Annotated in this window: 11 protein-coding genes; 7 read left to right on the top strand and 4 right to left on the bottom strand. The window is 44.6% G+C overall.

Going from position 1 to position 15240, the window contains the following annotated elements; all coding sequences use genetic code 11:
- Positions 1-32 precede the first annotated feature (32 nt).
- From KL866_RS01315 to KL866_RS01305, 3 genes are read left to right on the top strand one after another with little or no spacing between them, the layout of a single operon-like run.
- Positions 33-470: a thioesterase family protein gene (locus KL866_RS01315; RefSeq protein ID WP_025257212.1), complete on the top strand. Its 438-nt coding sequence runs from the start codon at positions 33-35 to the stop codon at positions 468-470.
- Positions 471-481: 11 nt separating this feature from the next.
- Positions 482-1480 carry a D-2-hydroxyacid dehydrogenase gene (locus tag KL866_RS01310; RefSeq protein ID WP_214992655.1) on the top strand — a complete coding sequence of 333 codons (999 nt, stop codon included), beginning with the start codon at positions 482-484 and terminating at the stop codon, positions 1478-1480.
- A gap of 9 nt (positions 1481-1489) precedes the next feature.
- Complete coding sequence (locus KL866_RS01305; protein ID WP_214992652.1) at positions 1490-2392, top strand: DMT family transporter; 903 nt, start codon at positions 1490-1492, stop codon at positions 2390-2392.
- Between the two features lie 9 nt (positions 2393-2401).
- Here KL866_RS01305 and KL866_RS01300 read toward each other — a convergent pair whose 3' ends face one another.
- Entirely contained in the window at positions 2402-2677 is a 276-nt protein-coding gene (locus tag KL866_RS01300) for a hypothetical protein (protein WP_025257215.1), read from the bottom strand.
- Between the two features lie 229 nt (positions 2678-2906).
- On the opposite strand from KL866_RS01300, the gene KL866_RS01295 reads away from it, so the two are divergent.
- Together KL866_RS01295 and KL866_RS01290 are read left to right on the top strand one after the other, a co-directional pair.
- The gene (locus KL866_RS01295; RefSeq protein ID WP_214992649.1) at positions 2907-3413 is read left to right on the top strand and encodes an RNA polymerase sigma factor; all 507 of its coding nucleotides are present in this window, start codon (positions 2907-2909) and stop codon (positions 3411-3413) included.
- Complete coding sequence (locus KL866_RS01290; RefSeq protein WP_214992646.1) at positions 3406-4026, top strand: hypothetical protein; 621 nt, start codon at positions 3406-3408, stop codon at positions 4024-4026. The genes KL866_RS01295 and KL866_RS01290 overlap by 8 nt, the downstream gene beginning before the upstream one ends.
- Before the next feature lie 44 nt (positions 4027-4070).
- Here KL866_RS01290 and KL866_RS01285 read toward each other — a convergent pair whose 3' ends face one another.
- Together KL866_RS01285 and KL866_RS01280 are read right to left on the bottom strand one after the other, a co-directional pair.
- A complete protein-coding gene (locus KL866_RS01285; RefSeq protein WP_214992643.1) occupies positions 4071-7979 on the bottom strand; it encodes a translocation/assembly module TamB domain-containing protein in 3909 nt (1302 codons plus the stop codon).
- On the bottom strand, positions 7976-9814 hold the full coding sequence (locus tag KL866_RS01280; RefSeq protein WP_214992627.1) for an autotransporter assembly complex family protein: 1839 nt from the start codon (positions 9812-9814) through the stop codon (positions 7976-7978). The genes KL866_RS01285 and KL866_RS01280 overlap by 4 nt, the downstream gene beginning before the upstream one ends.
- A gap of 276 nt (positions 9815-10090) precedes the next feature.
- Between KL866_RS01280 and KL866_RS01275 the strand changes: the two genes are divergently transcribed.
- Positions 10091-12049, top strand: coding sequence for a S9 family peptidase (locus tag KL866_RS01275; RefSeq protein ID WP_214992624.1), 1959 nt, complete (start codon positions 10091-10093; stop codon positions 12047-12049).
- 165 nt (positions 12050-12214) lie between these two features.
- Positions 12215-13465: a multidrug effflux MFS transporter gene (locus KL866_RS01270; protein ID WP_214992621.1), complete on the top strand. Its 1251-nt coding sequence runs from the start codon at positions 12215-12217 to the stop codon at positions 13463-13465.
- A gap of 150 nt (positions 13466-13615) precedes the next feature.
- Here KL866_RS01270 and ilvC read toward each other — a convergent pair whose 3' ends face one another.
- A complete protein-coding gene (gene ilvC / locus KL866_RS01265) occupies positions 13616-15094 on the bottom strand; it encodes a ketol-acid reductoisomerase (protein ID WP_025257222.1) in 1479 nt (492 codons plus the stop codon).
- Positions 15095-15240: the final 146 nt, after the last annotated feature.

Here is a 15240-nt window from a genome sequence, read left to right as displayed (position 1 = left end):
ACCCTCTTAAATGTATATGCCAAGGATTGATCATGACTGACATTACACCAACACTTGCCGACTACCCTTATAACGTCACTATTGCCACCCGCTGGCAAGACAATGATGCATATGGTCATATCAACAATGTTGTGTATTACGGTTTCTTTGATAGCGCGGTAAACCGCTTTTTAATTGAAAAAGGCAATTTAGACATACACAACGGGCAAACCGTTGCGTATGTGGTAAGCAGTCAATGTCAATACGTGGCACCAGCGGCATACCCCGAAGACATTTTTGTGGGGCTACGAGTTATCAAAATAGGTAGAACCTCTGTTACCTATGGGCTGTCAGTTTATGCCGGCGAAAACAAGCGTAGAGTGGCGCATGGTCAATTTGTGCATGTATTTGTAGATAGAAAGACCGATAAGGCTATTCCCATTCCGGTTAACGTGAAAGCGGCGTTAGAATCTATTGTGGAAGTAATGTAGGCCTAGCGATAATGAAAGAACACAATGCTGCAAAAGGTAAAGTCGAAGATAACCAAACCCAATCACCGCGCAATGGGCAGAAAAAACAGGTTGTGTTTCTAGACGCCGAAACCATGGATTTACCCAGCCTTGATACTTCTGTACTCGATAGTCTTAATGCCGACATCACACTTTATCAGCAGACCCATGCCGAAGAGGTTGCCGAGCGTATTCGAGCTGCCGACGCAGTTTTGGTAAATAAAGTTGTGTTAAAAGCCGAAGATTTAAAGCAGGCAAAACAGCTTGGGTATATTGGTGTAACGGCCACTGGCATGAACAATATCGATCACGATTATTGCAAGCAAGCCGATATCAGCGTTCAAAATGTTGAAGGTTATGGCACCGATAGTGTGGCGCAGCACACGTTAACCCTGGCGTTAAATTTGGCTACGAATTTTGTCGCATATCAGCGTGATATGGAGAGTCAGGCTTGGTCTGCCTCTTCCCATTTTTGCTTACTTAGTCATCCAGTCGTTGAGCTTGCAGGTAAGCACGCGGTGATTGTAGGTCACGGCGAGCTTGGAAAACGCGTAGAAGCTTTGTTTAAAGCTATGGGGATGAAAGTGAGTATTGCTGCCCGCCCTGGTAAACAAGACGACCCTCGCCCTAGCCTTACGTCTCTTTTACCCGATGCCGATGTGATAAGCCTTCATTGCCCGCTTACTGAGGACACCGAAAAACTCATTAACGCTGATACCTTGTCGTTAATGAAGTCAACGGCCTTTCTTATTAATACCGCTCGTGGCGGACTAATTGATGAAAAGGGGCTTTACCATGCGCTTAAACACAACAAAATTGGTGGTGCAGGGCTAGATGTACTTAGCGTAGAGCCACCGCCCGTTGATCATATATTACTAAAAGAGCCATTACCCAACTTACTGATAACACCACATAATGCCTGGATTGGTAATGGCGCTAGGCAAAAACTGTTTGATAAGGCTCTTACCCATTTAGCAGATTTTTTAGGTTAAAGCGCGGCTATGAATAATGCGACTTTATTTGCTCTATGTTGCCTAATTTGGGGCTCAACTTGGATAGCGATTACCTATCAAATAGGACATACTTCTGAAACCTTTGCTATTGCTCTACGCTACTTGCTGGCATCGGCGTGTTTAGGGGCATACTGTGTTTTTAAACGATTACCGTTAAAGCTCCCTTTGCACATTCATGTGAAAATGGCAGCGGTGGGGCTCTTCTTGTATAGCTTAAATTACACGCTGTTGTATGTTGCGCAAGCGCATATTATTAGCGCGCTGTTGGCACTTATGAGCTCATGCATCATTTATATTAATGTTGTACTTCGTCGCTGGTGGCTAAAAGAGCCCATAAGAAAAGAGGTAGTTATTGGGGCGACCTTTGGTTTGCTGGGTATAGTCTGTTTGTTTGTGCCTGAATTTTCAAAAGTATCCATGGATGCGGCGCTTGCTACCGGGCTTGCCATAGCGTTTGTTAGCTTTTTCTGTGCATCAACGGGTAACGTTATTTCCGAGCGTATCTTGACCTCGGGCACGCCTGTAATACAAATGAATTTCTATGCCATGAGTTATGCCATGGTGCTGCTTTTCATCACCTCGTTAGCTATGCCTGGCGAATTAAGAATACCTACCCACATTGAGTTTTATCTATCACTCGTCTATTTAGCAATTTTTGGTTCTGTGTTTGCGTTTGGCGCGTACATGAAGCTTTTAAAGCAAATGGGCGCGGACAAGGCTGCATATGTTGTGTTGGTATACCCCATGGTTGCATTGGTTATTTCCACCTTTTTTGAAGGCTATACCTGGAGCGTATTATCTGTGGTCGGAGTGATAATTGTGCTGGTGGGCAACGCAATTGCAATGGGAAAAGTACCCCGCTTTATGCGTCGTCCACCGGTATCGAGTTAGCTAGGACGTTTATTTGAGCGCGTTGATTTTCTTGTTTAACTCATAAGCAGGCTCAGTGACAATAGTCTCGAGGGTTTCAATACGCGCCATTAACGTTTCAATCTGGGCATCTTTTTCTTTTAAGCGCTGTTGCTGTTTGTCGGTCACGTTTTTTATAAACGGGTTGCTGCACTCGCCGTTCATCCAGTCGTTAAATCGCCATTGAAATTTTGCGTCTAGGTAGCTTGCCAAGAGCATAAGCGACGTGATGCTGCCAATTAACAAAACTAAACTTAATGTAGACATAGTGTTTTCCTCATTTAAATTACAAAACTTAAAAGTTGAAGCTTTTTAGGGGGAATGCCCTACCGCCCGTTTCTTCATACTGTATTTTCAGTTCTATTTTTATAGTCCTTAGCTGTTCAAAAAAATTACAGCTTCATCGAAAAAAGTTTGTAATAAAAACGAGCATGGGCAGACTGATAGAAGTAACACAATAAAATAACAACAGTTTTTTGCTAATAGGGATGTGACCTTGGGGCAGGGTTTTGAAGATGTTTTTGCGCAATACGGAGCACTCCTTGGCCGTGTAGCTAATAGCTATGAGGCTAACGAGGCGATGCAACAAGAGTTATTGCAAGAAATTGCTATTGCAGTTTGGCAAGGGCTGTCTCGCTTTAAGGGGGAGAGCAGTGTGAAAACCTATATTTTAAAAATAGCCCATAACCGCGCCGTAACACACGTAGCAAGCCAAGTTAAACGTCTCGATACTCATCAATACGACCACGAAGATATGGGCTCTGATGGGTTTGCAAGTACTACTCAGTCACCAGAGGAAGTCTCTAGTCAACACCAATCCTTAGAGCGTTTACTGCGCAGCGTAAGAGCGTTGCCACTGCAGCCAAGGCAGGTGCTTACCCTTTCTCTTGAAGGCTTAAGTTACGACGAAATAGCAGACGTATGTGGCCTAACTAAAAACCATGTTGGGGTGGTATTAAAGCGCGCAAAGCAAAGTATCGTCCAGGAGCAACCGCATGCATAATTTAGATAAAGAAAATCAAAAAACGGCGTCTGCGCGAGCAGAAAATGAGCAAAATGACGCCCTATCTGTGCTATGGCAAACTCAGCCAGTAACAACTATAAATTTAGAGGAAGTTAAAGCCAGTCTTAGCAGTGAGCGAATAAAGCAGCGCTGGTACATGGTTATTGACTCGTTAGCATTTGTCCCAGCTATTTATCTACTCATTAATAGTTGGGATAAATTTACGTTTGTCGCTCACGCAATATTTATATTTATGCTGATTACTGCTCTTCCCCTGCTTGTCTATCAGCTTTGGCTAAGAAGAGTGGCTGCATTTTCAAATGACACGCAAACTGTTGATCATCTCATGCAGTTAACTAAGCAAATTAAAAATAATGTGAAAATTGCCTTTATCACCAAGCACTCAACGTGGACTGCAGTGCTTTTCGGGTATGCTTTTTTGTTGGAACGTTACCTATTTGGTAATCCTACGCCAGAGAAAATCGTTAATATGTTTGTAGTTATGACATCAGTTAGCATCGGGATGCTAGTGTGGTATGTGTGGGCACATAAAAGGCAAAAGCGTTTTGAGCGGCAGCTTAAAACGCTAGAAAGTATGGCCCAGCAGCGCTAGAAGAATAGAACCAAGCTAAGATGCGGCGTTATCACACAGACGATTTAGCTGTCTTTACTATCGCTAGAAGTATTGGTTTTGCCTTCCTGAGATGATTCTGAATTATTATCGGCCTCATCGGTATCATTACTGTCGTCATCACCGTCGTTGTCATCGTCTTTGCGGGTTCTTGTATCGCCTAGGAAAAACTCATAATAAAGATCTAACGCAAACTCTGATTGGTCTTCTAGTGTGGTTTGAATAGCTTCTAAATACAGGCTAGGCAGCAGCTGGTATTTAAGCGCCAAATCAGGTGGGAGCTGTCGGCGTCTCAAGGTGCTATTAGCATCGTTATTACTTAAGCCTACGTCTACATTGTATTCTACCGAGAGCCTGTCGTTGATTTGTCCGGTAACAGAAAGCATATTTTCATTGGTACTTAAGCTAAAGTCGTCTATGCCTAAAGCACTGCCTAACTGCCCGGTGAGGGTTTCTGTGTTCGATAGCCCAAAGCCCAATAGCAGTGCAGCATAGTTAGGATCTGATGAACCGCCTGAATCTGGACCAGAGCCTGTTAATAAATACGATAATACGCCTTGTTGGTCCATGGAGGGTTCAGAGAATAAGTTGATGCTCGGTGCGTCAGTGGCGCCGTCAATGCGGATCCCCGCAATAACATCGTCATCGGTCTTAGCTGGGTCTCGTATAGCCTCTACCAGCAACAAGGGTTGGTCGATAGGACCATTGAACTGCACCTCCCCAGTTTGAATAATCAATTGCTGATCATAGGCGCTGTATCGACCATTTATTATTTGCAGGTCTCCATAGCCAACTAACGCGGGCTGAGTGTTCACGCGTATTCCACCGAATAAGCTGGCGGTAAGCCCAAAGGCCTCGAGTTTTACTTCTTCTGTTTTGTTTTTATCAATGTTAAGAAGAACCGAAGCATGAACGATATCAAGTGGCTCTTCCTTGTCTGGTTCTCCTCGCAAATGCACGTCTTTTGACGGTGACACAGCGCTTTCAGGCAAGGACTCTACCTCAATGCGGGCCCAAGGGATGTTGACCTCGCCCGTTACATCGACCTTTTCTTTAGTTGCGGCAACATCAATATTAGGCGACACCTTAAGGCGTATGTTTGGCTGTCTTATTTCAAAGCTGTTGCCCTTTAACTTAAAAGTAGCGCTAGGCTCAGATGACCAGTCGAGTTCGCCTTTTAGCGTACCTTTACCGCCACCGAGTACAAAACTGCCATCGAGTGCTGCAGTTTGGTCGCTAAGCACCACTTTTTGATTCCAGTTGGCTAACGTAACAGGCGTATCTTGGATATCTATCGCGCCATTAGACACAGTAAGCTCGCCATTTAGGGATGGGTCATCGACATAACCACTAAGAGTAATATTTCCGTTAAGCAAGCCTGTTAAGGTGCGAATAGCGGGTGAAAGAGGTTTCAGCGGCGCTACATCAAGCCCCTCCATGACCAACTTACCGTCTAAAGGAATTTTCTCTTCAAACGGTCGGGTGTTTAACGTAAGCGTAGCATCGCCGATATCTTGGCTAGAAATTAATGAGGTTGATTCCAGCTGCCCTTGTCTTATTTTTCCATTAGTTTCAAAAGAATTGATGGTTAGTGTTAATGGTCTGGTTTCGCCTAATTGCCAAGGAGCAGTGCTCATTGACGCGGTAAAGCTGGCGTCGATAGGATCTTGTTGTGAATAGCTTCCTTTTGTTTGAACACTCAGTGTAGCCTCTGAAGGGGCTGAAACCATGGTTGGTACTAGTTCATTTGCCCACAACCCTACAGGGAGTGACGTTGCCTTAATATCCCAACTTGCTTTGCTGTCTTGATAATTCACGTTCGAGATACACAACTCTCCTTCGCGACGTGATGTCCAGCAGTGTTGGCCGATTTTGGCCGTCACAGGCGCGGTACCTATATCAAGCGTGAAAGGGCTTGATAATATCCACTGCATATTAGCAAGCTCTAGCTTGGTATCGCTAATTTGACCTATCCAATGATTGTTTGTCCATGCGCCTTTAAAGCTGAAGGCTACTTGATTACCCGGCACAGAAAGATCTACTTGCGCCTGGTGGTCTTTATAAGTGCCATCTAGTGTTACCTCGCCGCTTAATGGCCCCTGCTGAGCGGCAGAGGTATTTAAATTTGGCGATACAGTGACGTTTGATAAACTTAACTTGCCGTTAGCACTAGGGTTTTGCCACGGGCCAGAGGCGGATATTTTACCATTTATCGCACCGGATACTTCTGGATAAAGACTATTTATGGTGTTTGCGCTAATAGTGATATCGGCGTTCAAATGACGCTTGTTCAAGACCTGTGCAATAGCTCGAATAGCATTTTTCTCATTCTCACCTTCTTGAATAATATTCACGTTAGTAACGAATAAGTCGCTTGGGCCGGCATATACTGCATTGCCTATAATCTCAAGCGGTTTATCTTGTAACACGCCAGATACCTGCATATCTTTTAAGCTCATATGCAGCCCGCCGCGCTCTGAGTACTGTAAAATACTCTCTATCTCGCCGCTTAAGTTTTCAGGTGCGTAGGTGCTGAATCGCTGTGCTGATACGTTAGAAAGTGTCGTTTTACCTTCCCACGCAATACTCTCGTTCAGGTAAAGGGTTCCTGTATTAACTAAGCTACCTTCTAGCGCCTGAATATTGGCCTGATTTACGTAGATATTGTTCTTTTTTAATACGACGTCCAGTGATACAGGTACATTGCCTATGTCAGGCAAGGTTGCTGCACCAGCGCCTTTTAGCTGGTAATCGCCCATAGTACCTTCTAGTGACAGCGTACCTGCTTTTAACGTGGCGTTTTCCATTGTTGGAATGGGTTGTTCTTTCCATTTTGCAGTGAATTCAATGGGGAGTTCGGTATTAAGAACATTTGCCGCCAAATTAGCATCGGCGTTTACAGCTCCCTTTGTGTTGACGGAAAGGGCCAAGTCATCCAGTGCTCCCGATGCATTTAAGTTTATGGTAAGCGGAGCATCATCAAGCACTGTCTTTGCTCTAGCTGCAATGCTTAGTGGAAAGTTCTCACTAAAGGTAGCGTTTGCCTTTGCTTTTACTTCCCCTTGTTCATGCGCGACGACCATTTCTTCAATGGCAATATCACTGTCTTTGAACTGTGCATCAAGTAGCGATATAAGTGAAATCTTTTGTGTGGAAGCGCCTTGGATAAAGTGAAGGTCTTCAACCAATAAAGTACCAAGTGATACGGGAATGGGGGCGGTAATTGTTGGTAGCTCAGGTACTTCATAGCTAAGCGAGTACGAGCTAGGCAAGGCGCTCTTATCATCTGGTGTCGCTTGCTTTGCTGTCTTTTCAGTGCTTTGTTTAGGTGTCTGTTGAGACAGGGAAGACTGAGCTTGAGAAGCCGTATTTGCCGCTACTGAACTCGTGTCTGTATTTTGTTCTATTAGGGTAATACGAACCCCTTTTGTGGCTAAACTGTCTAGGGCTAGCGCTTGGTTACCGTTGAAGTTAGTCAGTTCTAGCTCATCGACTTCAACGGTTGTGGTAAGAAGCGCAACGTTAATATCTGTAAGCGACAGATACCCTACCTCAATGGGAATAGGCAAAGAAAATTCATCGCCAGCGTTGGTTTCTTCAACGGTTTCTGGAGCGGCAGCGAGTTGCGTTAACGTGGCATTTTCAAGCGTGAGTTCATTAACACAGACTTTTGGTTCAAAGAAGCAACGCCACGTTACATCAATGTAAGCGTACTTAGATAACACTCGCCACTGCGCGTTCTCCCACTGTAAATTATGTATTTCAAGGGTATCGGCAAAACTGCCCTCGATGTCATCAATGGAAAGGTTAGTAACAAAGCTGTTCGCGATAAGTTTTACCGTTGGGCCGGCTAATGGGCTGATGAGTAGCGCATAAATGGCAACTAACAGAAGTATTGGCGAGAGTAAAATGGCAGAAAGCGTACGTTTTCTCATAGTTCAGGCCCTAATATGATGTGCAACTGCCACGTATTTTCATCTGGGGCGAAGCCTCTTGCGATATAGAAACGAACGGGTCCAATAGGTGAAAGCCAGTGAACTCCCGGCCCAATACCGTAGGTCAGCGTTGTGCTGGTATCGTTTGTTGCTGTACCTGCATCGATGAAGGCTGCTAAGCGCCATTTATCAGCAATGCGATAGGCGTATTCTACACTGGTGGTTAGCAAGTATTTACCGCCAATGGAGTCGGTTTCCAGCTCTCCAGTTTCTGGGTCTATAACATCGTCAGTAGGCGATATTTCTCGGTAGTCAAAACCACGTACGCTCTGATCGCCCCCTGCATAGAAGCGCAATGAGGTAGGGACTTCATCGAAGCTGTTGGTCTTAATAGCACCCACTTCGCCTCGCAAAGATATTCTGTGGACGTCATTAAACGTACGTATCACTGTGGCTTCAACAACAGCTTTGGCAAAATCGATATCGGAACCAAAACCCTCTTTGCCATATTGAGCCAGTGCTTGAACATAGGTGCCGTTGCTAACGTTTAGTTCATCGTCTTTATTTCGGTAGGTTAGTGAATAGCCCGGTAAAACTAACGAGGTGGTATTGGTATCAAGGTCCCCCTGATCGTAAGTCTCTCTAAGGTAGGTTACGGAATAATCATGTTGCCAGGGCGAACCATCTTGTTGCGTGTATCTATGTGCTGATAAAGAAAGGGTTTCGCTTTCAAATGACGTATTGGCGTACTCAATAAACTGATAGCCCGCTTCGATACTGGCATAGTCGCGAGTGATATTTTTCATTGGAATGCGATAGTCCGCGGTAACCGACTGCTCAGGCTCTGAAATGAAAATATCTGATGAAACCGAATGGCCTTTGTCATTTACCCAAGGACGTTCCCAACCCAAACGTACTCGCGGACCCGTATCAGTAGCTGCACCGACCGAGACATTAAATGCATCGGTAGGTCTGTGTTGAAGTGACACCTCAATAGGAACCAGCAACCCTTCTGCGTCGCTCACTACTGGCCTTGCTATCACTCGGTTGAAATAGCCCGACTGATTTAAACGTCTGTTAAAATCGCCTAACACTGATGATGAATAGGCATCGCCGGTTTTAAAAGGTTTTAGGCGCTCAATAATCGCTTTAGCTTTATCATCACCTACGAATGTGAGTTCCCCAAACTTATATTGAGGCCCGCTTTGCGCAATTAAAAGCACATTCGCTTGCTTTTCGCCACGTACTAAATCTAGCCGTGTTGCCTGCCAGAAATAATCGAAGTAACCGTTGGAAAGAGCGTAGTTAAACATTGAAGATTTAAATGACTCATAGACAGTCTGATTTAATACGTCGCCTTCTTTGAGTTTAAGCGAGTTAAAGCGCTCTCTAAAGGCCTTATCTTCACGGCCAGCGCCAATAATTTCTCGGGTAACTTTATTGATGGTAAGAGGCGAATTTAACGCGACAGTTACTGTGACCTTGTCTCCTTCTTGTATACGTACCTCTGTATCACTGTTGTAAAAGCCATAGGGTTGTACTGCCGTTGCCACCGTTTCTGCAACTTCGTCTTGCCAGTAAGGGTCAGTTAAAAGTGCTTTTTCTACATCAAGTCCGTTTAAGTGCAGCCGAATATTATTGCGAAGCTTTGCGTCTTCAACACCCTGTATTTCGTAGGTAATTGTCTCTTGAGCAGGGAGGGCTGTACAAAAAAAACACACCAGCGCGCACCATAGCCCCTTAGTCAATAAAGAAGATGCTTTGGATGTTCTGACCACTAATTGTCGGAAATATAGGTCTTGCAAAGTGGCAAGCCCACTCCAAGTTGAAGGCATGAAAAGGCTAAATCCTTAAGGTAACGCTGGGCTAAGAAGCTTACCACTTGAGGGTAAAATCCATATTATATCTGTGGTTGATAATAACATATCTACATTTTGTATTCGTAAAGTACGTCGAGAGATCAAATTATTGCGCCAATATTATTTATATCAAACCGTATAGGTTTGTTTTTTGTACATATGGTCACAAATTTGTATACTCGAATTAACATGGTTTTGAGGTTTGCTCATTAGCTAAGTTCCGCCCACAATAAAAAATTACAAGGGAATGTTATGTCTCATAAGAAGGCTTTCTCACCTGCTACGCTTTTTGCCCTACTATTGCTAGCTATTTCGACTACGTTGAGCGCTGAGTCGATTACTCAGCAAAATGCCTACGATGCTTTTAGTTCGCTGCCAACCTATTGGACTCCATCATTGTCACCCGACGGAACGAAAATCGCTTTTGTTCAAAATGTTGAACAAGAAGAGGCGTTTGCCATGCTAGCTACCTTTGATTTAAAGAAGGGCGAAAAGCATTACCTTCTTCGCTCTGACAATGAACGTGTAAAAATTAACTGGTACAAGTGGGTAAACAATGAACGTGTCGTGGTTAGTGCGCGCTATGAAACTCGCCGTGGTACCACAAAAGTGCATGACACCCGCTTACTAAGTATTAAATTTGATGGCGAGGGCGGCGCGTTTAACATGGTCGAGTGGGAGCGATTAAAGCGTCGGGCCGGTAATCCTAACCACATTCCCCAATTTCAAGATGAGGTTATCGATTGGCTACCTGATGACCCAGATCATGTGCTTATAGCAATAGATGCCGAGGTACTAGGTTTACCTTCAGTGTATAAAGTCAATGTTAATACAGGAGGCGTAAGTCGCATTATGCGCGGTAAAAAGCGCATCAGAGACTGGCTTACCGATCAGCAGAGTAACGTTCGTATTGGCATTTCACTCAATTATGATAGCGGTGAGCGCGAGGTCTTCCTAAAAGAGGGAGATGGCTGGCGAACCTTGTTTGCCTATAACGCCATGACGGAGAAGGGTGAATACCCTGTGGGCTTCGCTAAAGACCCAAACATCCTCTATTTCAAAGGCTATAAAGGCGACTATCGCGCACTTTATACCTTAAACCTTAAGACCAACGAGCGAACTGAGGTGTATGCCGACGAAGGCTATGATGTCAACGGAAGCCTTATATACTCGCCGGTTACGCGAGATGCTATTGGAGTGCGCCATGACGGTCGTTTTTATTGGGATGAACGCTATGTTGCGCTTCAAAATGGTATCGACAATGGGCTTCCTGATTACGATAACACGCTTGTAAGTTTTAGTGACGATGAGCAAACCTATATCGTTTATTCTGAGTCTGACATACTGCCTGGTGTTTACTTATTAGGTGATCGCAAAGAAGGCACGTTGAATGTGCTATTTCAACAATATAGTCAGATAGACTCGACGAAACTATCCGAGCATAAACTTATCGAATACGAAGCCAGAGATGGCATTAAGATAGAAGCATATTTGACCCTGCCAAAGGGAGACGGGCCCTTCCCAACCATTATTCATCCTCACGGCGGGCCGGGGGCTCGGGATTTCAGTGGTTTCGACTACTGGACTGCATACTTCACCTCAAAAGGCTACGCGGTGTTAAGACCAAACTTTAGAGGCTCAAGAGGGTATGGATATAGTTTTGCACAAAGCCAAATGAAAGGATGGGGCCTAGCAATGCAAGACGATATCACTGACGCTGCAGGTTGGATGGTTGAGAAAGGATATGCAACGCAAGATAACATGTGCATTGTTGGCGCAAGTTATGGTGGCTATGCCGCGTTAATGGCAACGGTTAAAACCCCTGAACTGTTTCAATGCGCTGTAAGTTTTGCCGGTGTTAGTTCGCTTAAACACGTCATCATTCACTCTCGCCGCTTTCTGAATAATGAATTTGTTAAAAATCAGATTGGTGACGACTACGACGATTTAGAGGCGCGTTCGCCTTATTACAATGCAAAAGGGATTAAGACGCCTATTTTACTCGTGCATGGAGAAGAAGACCGTATTGTTCCACCTCTTCACAGTCGCTACATGGCTGACGAGTTAGAAGACTATGACAAAGTTTTTAAATACGTGGAGCTTGAAAGTGGTGATCATCACCTCTCCATTCAGCGCAACCGTCATCTATTCTTTAAAGAAATGGACGCGTTTTTAGATCAGTATTTGAAACCCGTAAAAACGGCGATGTAGAGACGGCAAGTCTTACTCCTGAGTAATTCCCGTTAAACGTGTCAGTATTTACGACAAGATAGTCTAATGTGACGGCTTTTTGACCAAGTTTAAGGTATACTTACTGGGGCGCGATTATTTCGCGCCTTTTTAATTATCCCCACTTTATTTCACATTCGAGACTTTATGCCCCAGACATCTTATGGCGTATCTGATGATACTGCAGTTGTGCAAAAGCCCGCGCTTGGCCTTGTTGAATTTGTTGCTTTGATGGCGACCATGACATCGCTGGTCGCACTTAGTATAGACGCTATGTTGCCCGCCCTTATTCAAATTGGTGAATCACTTAATGTGCAAGAAGCGCATCAGACCCATTTAATTGTCACCGTGTTCTTTCTGGGTATGGCATTTGGCCAAATGTTTTTTGGCCCGTTCTCAGATAGCCGTGGTCGCCGTCTTACCATTTTAGTGGGTTTATGTATTTTTGCGTTGGGTACCTTTGTATGTATGCTTGCCACTAATCTTGAAACCATGCTGGTGGGGCGTGTTATTCAAGCGTTTGGGGTGTCTGGCCCTCGTATAGCTTCTATGGCAATTATACGTGATCTGTACGTGGGTGATGCCATGGCAAAAGTTATGTCGTTTATTATGATGGTGTTTATCTTAGTGCCCATGTTGGCCCCAATTATTGGGCAAACTGTGATGGAGTTGACATCTTGGTTCCATATATTCACGCTTTTTCTTGTGGTTGCGACGATGGCAGGAGTTTGGTTCTTTTCTCGTCAAGGCGAAACTTTGCCTCGTGCAAAGCGCAGAAAATTCTCGCGGGCACACTTTTTTAAATCATCAAAGTTTATTCTGACCCATCCAGAAGTTATGGGTTATACCTTTGCCATGGGTTGTATCTTCGGGGCGTTTTTGGCGTATCTAAGCGCGTCACAAACCATATTTACCGTGTTTTACAATGTTGGAGAGTGGTTCCCGTATATCTTCGCTACCCTTGCCTTTTCTATCGGGCTTGCTTCTTACTTCAACGGTAAAATGGTAATGCGTTTTGGCATGCGCAAGCTGTGTAGATTTGCGCTAAAAGGTGTAAATGGGTTTGCGGTGGCGTATCTAGCATTGCTGTTTGCGTACGATGGTCTGCCGCCACTAATTCCAACCGTGGCCGTCATGTTCGTTGGCTTTTTCTTTGTGGGCATTCTATTTGGTAACCTCAACGCTATGGCCATGCAGCCTCTTGGCGATATGGCAGGTTTAGGTGCTGCAATTATTGGTTGCTTTTCAAGCTTGTTCTCGGTGCCCGTTGCTCTGATCGTTGATAGTTTTTTGAATGGAAACTTAATGCCCATCGGTTGGGGCTTTCTTATCTTTTTTGCATTAGCTTACGCATCAGTTCGCTTCGCTGAGCGTGTTCGTGAAGTGGTTGTTTCTTAGAGAGATAAGTGGTTGTTAGTAACTGCTTTGAGTTAGCTAAGCAGTTCGCTGTAAAAGGATATGTGACTCACTGAGTTACAGGCATAAAAAAGCCCGACCAAAATGGTCGGGCAAGAGGGCTTAGTTAAGCACCTAACGACAGAAACTGTCCTATCCTATGATGGCCTTCATATCAGTCATGTAGCCACGCAAGGTCTTACCTACCGATTCCACACCGTGTGAGCGGATGGCTTCGTTAATCTCAACAAGGCGTTTGTTCTCTACTTGATTAGAAGCAGCAGTCAAACCCTTACCGATAACACTGGTATCAATAGCAGGCATAAATTTCTCACGCAAAATTGGAATTGCTGCGTTGGCAAACAAATAGTTTCCGTATTCTGCTGTGTCTGAAATAACCACGTTCATTTCATACAAACGCTTACGTGCGATTGTGTTAGAAATTAGCGGTGTTTCATGCAGTGATTCGTAGTACGCAGACTCAGGCAGAATTCCAGCTTCAACCATTACGTCAAACGCAACCTCAACACCACACTTGATCATGGCAACTAGCAAGATGCCGTGGTCAAAGAATTCTTGTTCGCTGATTTCACCTTCATAAGCCGGTGCGTTTTCAAACGCGGTCTCACCGGTTTCTTCACGCCACTTAAGTAGGTTCGCATCGCCATTTGCCCAATCTTCCATCATGGTGCGAGAGAACTCACCGCTGATGATGTCGTCTTGGTGCTTTTCAAATAGCGGACGAAGTAAATCAGTTAACTGCTCAGAAAGCTCAAACGCTTTCACTTTTGCAGGGTTTGATAGACGGTCCATCATGTTTGTTACACCGCCAATCTTAAGTGCTTCAGTAATGGCTTCTAGACCGTACTGAATAAGCGCACCTGCATAACCTGGGTCGATGCCATCATCAACCATTTTCTCGAACGCAAGTACGGCTGCAACTTGTTGCATACCACATAAAATGGTCTGCTCACCCATAAGGTCAGATTTAACTTCAGCCACAAATGATGACTCAAGTACACCTGCCCGGTCACCGCCAGTTGCACTTGCCAGTGCTTTGGCCTGATCCCAACCTTTACCTTCAGGGTCGTTTTCTGGGTGCACAGCTATTAGTGTAGGTACACCAAAGCCACGCTTATATTCTTCACGTACTTCAGAGCCTGGGCTTTTCGGCGCACACATAATTACTGTGATATCGCTACGAATTTGCTGGCCTTCTTCAACAATGTTGAAGCCGTGTGAGTAACCTAGGGTTGCACCTTTTTTCATAAGCGGCATTACTGCCTCTACGACACTTGCGTGCTGCTTATCAGGTGTTAGGTTGTAAACTACATCAGCTTCTGGAATAAGCTGCTGATATGTACCAACAGTAAATCCATTGCTTGAAGCGCGTTTGTAAGAGTCGCGTTGCTCATCGATAGCTGCTTGACGCAGCGCATAAGAAACATCTAACCCTGAGTCACGCATATTCAGACCTTGGTTAAGGCCCTGCGCGCCGCAGCCTACAATGACAATTTTCTTGCCTTTTAAAAACTGACAACCGTCAGCGAATTCATCGCGTGCCATAAAACGGCAGCGGCCAAGCTGGTCTAACTGCTGGCGAAGTGACAGGGTGTTGAAATAATTAGCCATAAAAATTTCCGAACAACATTCATTTTTGTCAATATCAAACACCGACCTTGGCGTTGACAGACCTCGTCTATGACGACTTGGTAGTGAGACTAAAAGATTTCTTTTGTTTTGGAAAATGATATATTTGCAAGATAATATTGCATAAA

The organism is Alteromonas sp. ALT199 (assembly GCF_018619335.1).
Taxonomy (GTDB): Bacteria; Pseudomonadota; Gammaproteobacteria; order Enterobacterales; family Alteromonadaceae; genus Alteromonas.
The sequence above is the reverse complement of the archived record's forward strand: the minus strand, read 5'-3'. Positions and strand labels throughout refer to the sequence as shown.

Bases quoted from the DNA above. Each gene is read 5' to 3' on its own strand.
- KL866_RS01315 (WP_025257212.1), top strand. From the start codon at position 33: ATGACTGACATTACACCAACACTTGCCGACTACCCTTATAACGTCACT.
- KL866_RS01310 (WP_214992655.1), top strand. From the start codon at position 482: ATGAAAGAACACAATGCTGCAAAAGGTAAAGTCGAAGATAACCAAACC.
- KL866_RS01305 (WP_214992652.1), top strand. From the start codon at position 1,490: ATGAATAATGCGACTTTATTTGCTCTATGTTGCCTAATTTGGGGCTCA.
- KL866_RS01300 (WP_025257215.1), bottom strand. From the start codon at position 2,677: ATGTCTACATTAAGTTTAGTTTTGTTAATTGGCAGCATCACGTCGCTT.
- KL866_RS01290 (WP_214992646.1), top strand. From the start codon at position 3,406: ATGCATAATTTAGATAAAGAAAATCAAAAAACGGCGTCTGCGCGAGCA.
- KL866_RS01285 (WP_214992643.1), bottom strand. From the start codon at position 7,979: ATGAGAAAACGTACGCTTTCTGCCATTTTACTCTCGCCAATACTTCTG.
- KL866_RS01280 (WP_214992627.1), bottom strand. From the start codon at position 9,814: ATGCCTTCAACTTGGAGTGGGCTTGCCACTTTGCAAGACCTATATTTC.
- KL866_RS01275 (WP_214992624.1), top strand. From the start codon at position 10,091: ATGTCTCATAAGAAGGCTTTCTCACCTGCTACGCTTTTTGCCCTACTA.
- KL866_RS01270 (WP_214992621.1), top strand. From the start codon at position 12,215: ATGCCCCAGACATCTTATGGCGTATCTGATGATACTGCAGTTGTGCAA.
- ilvC (WP_025257222.1), bottom strand. From the start codon at position 15,094: ATGGCTAATTATTTCAACACCCTGTCACTTCGCCAGCAGTTAGACCAG.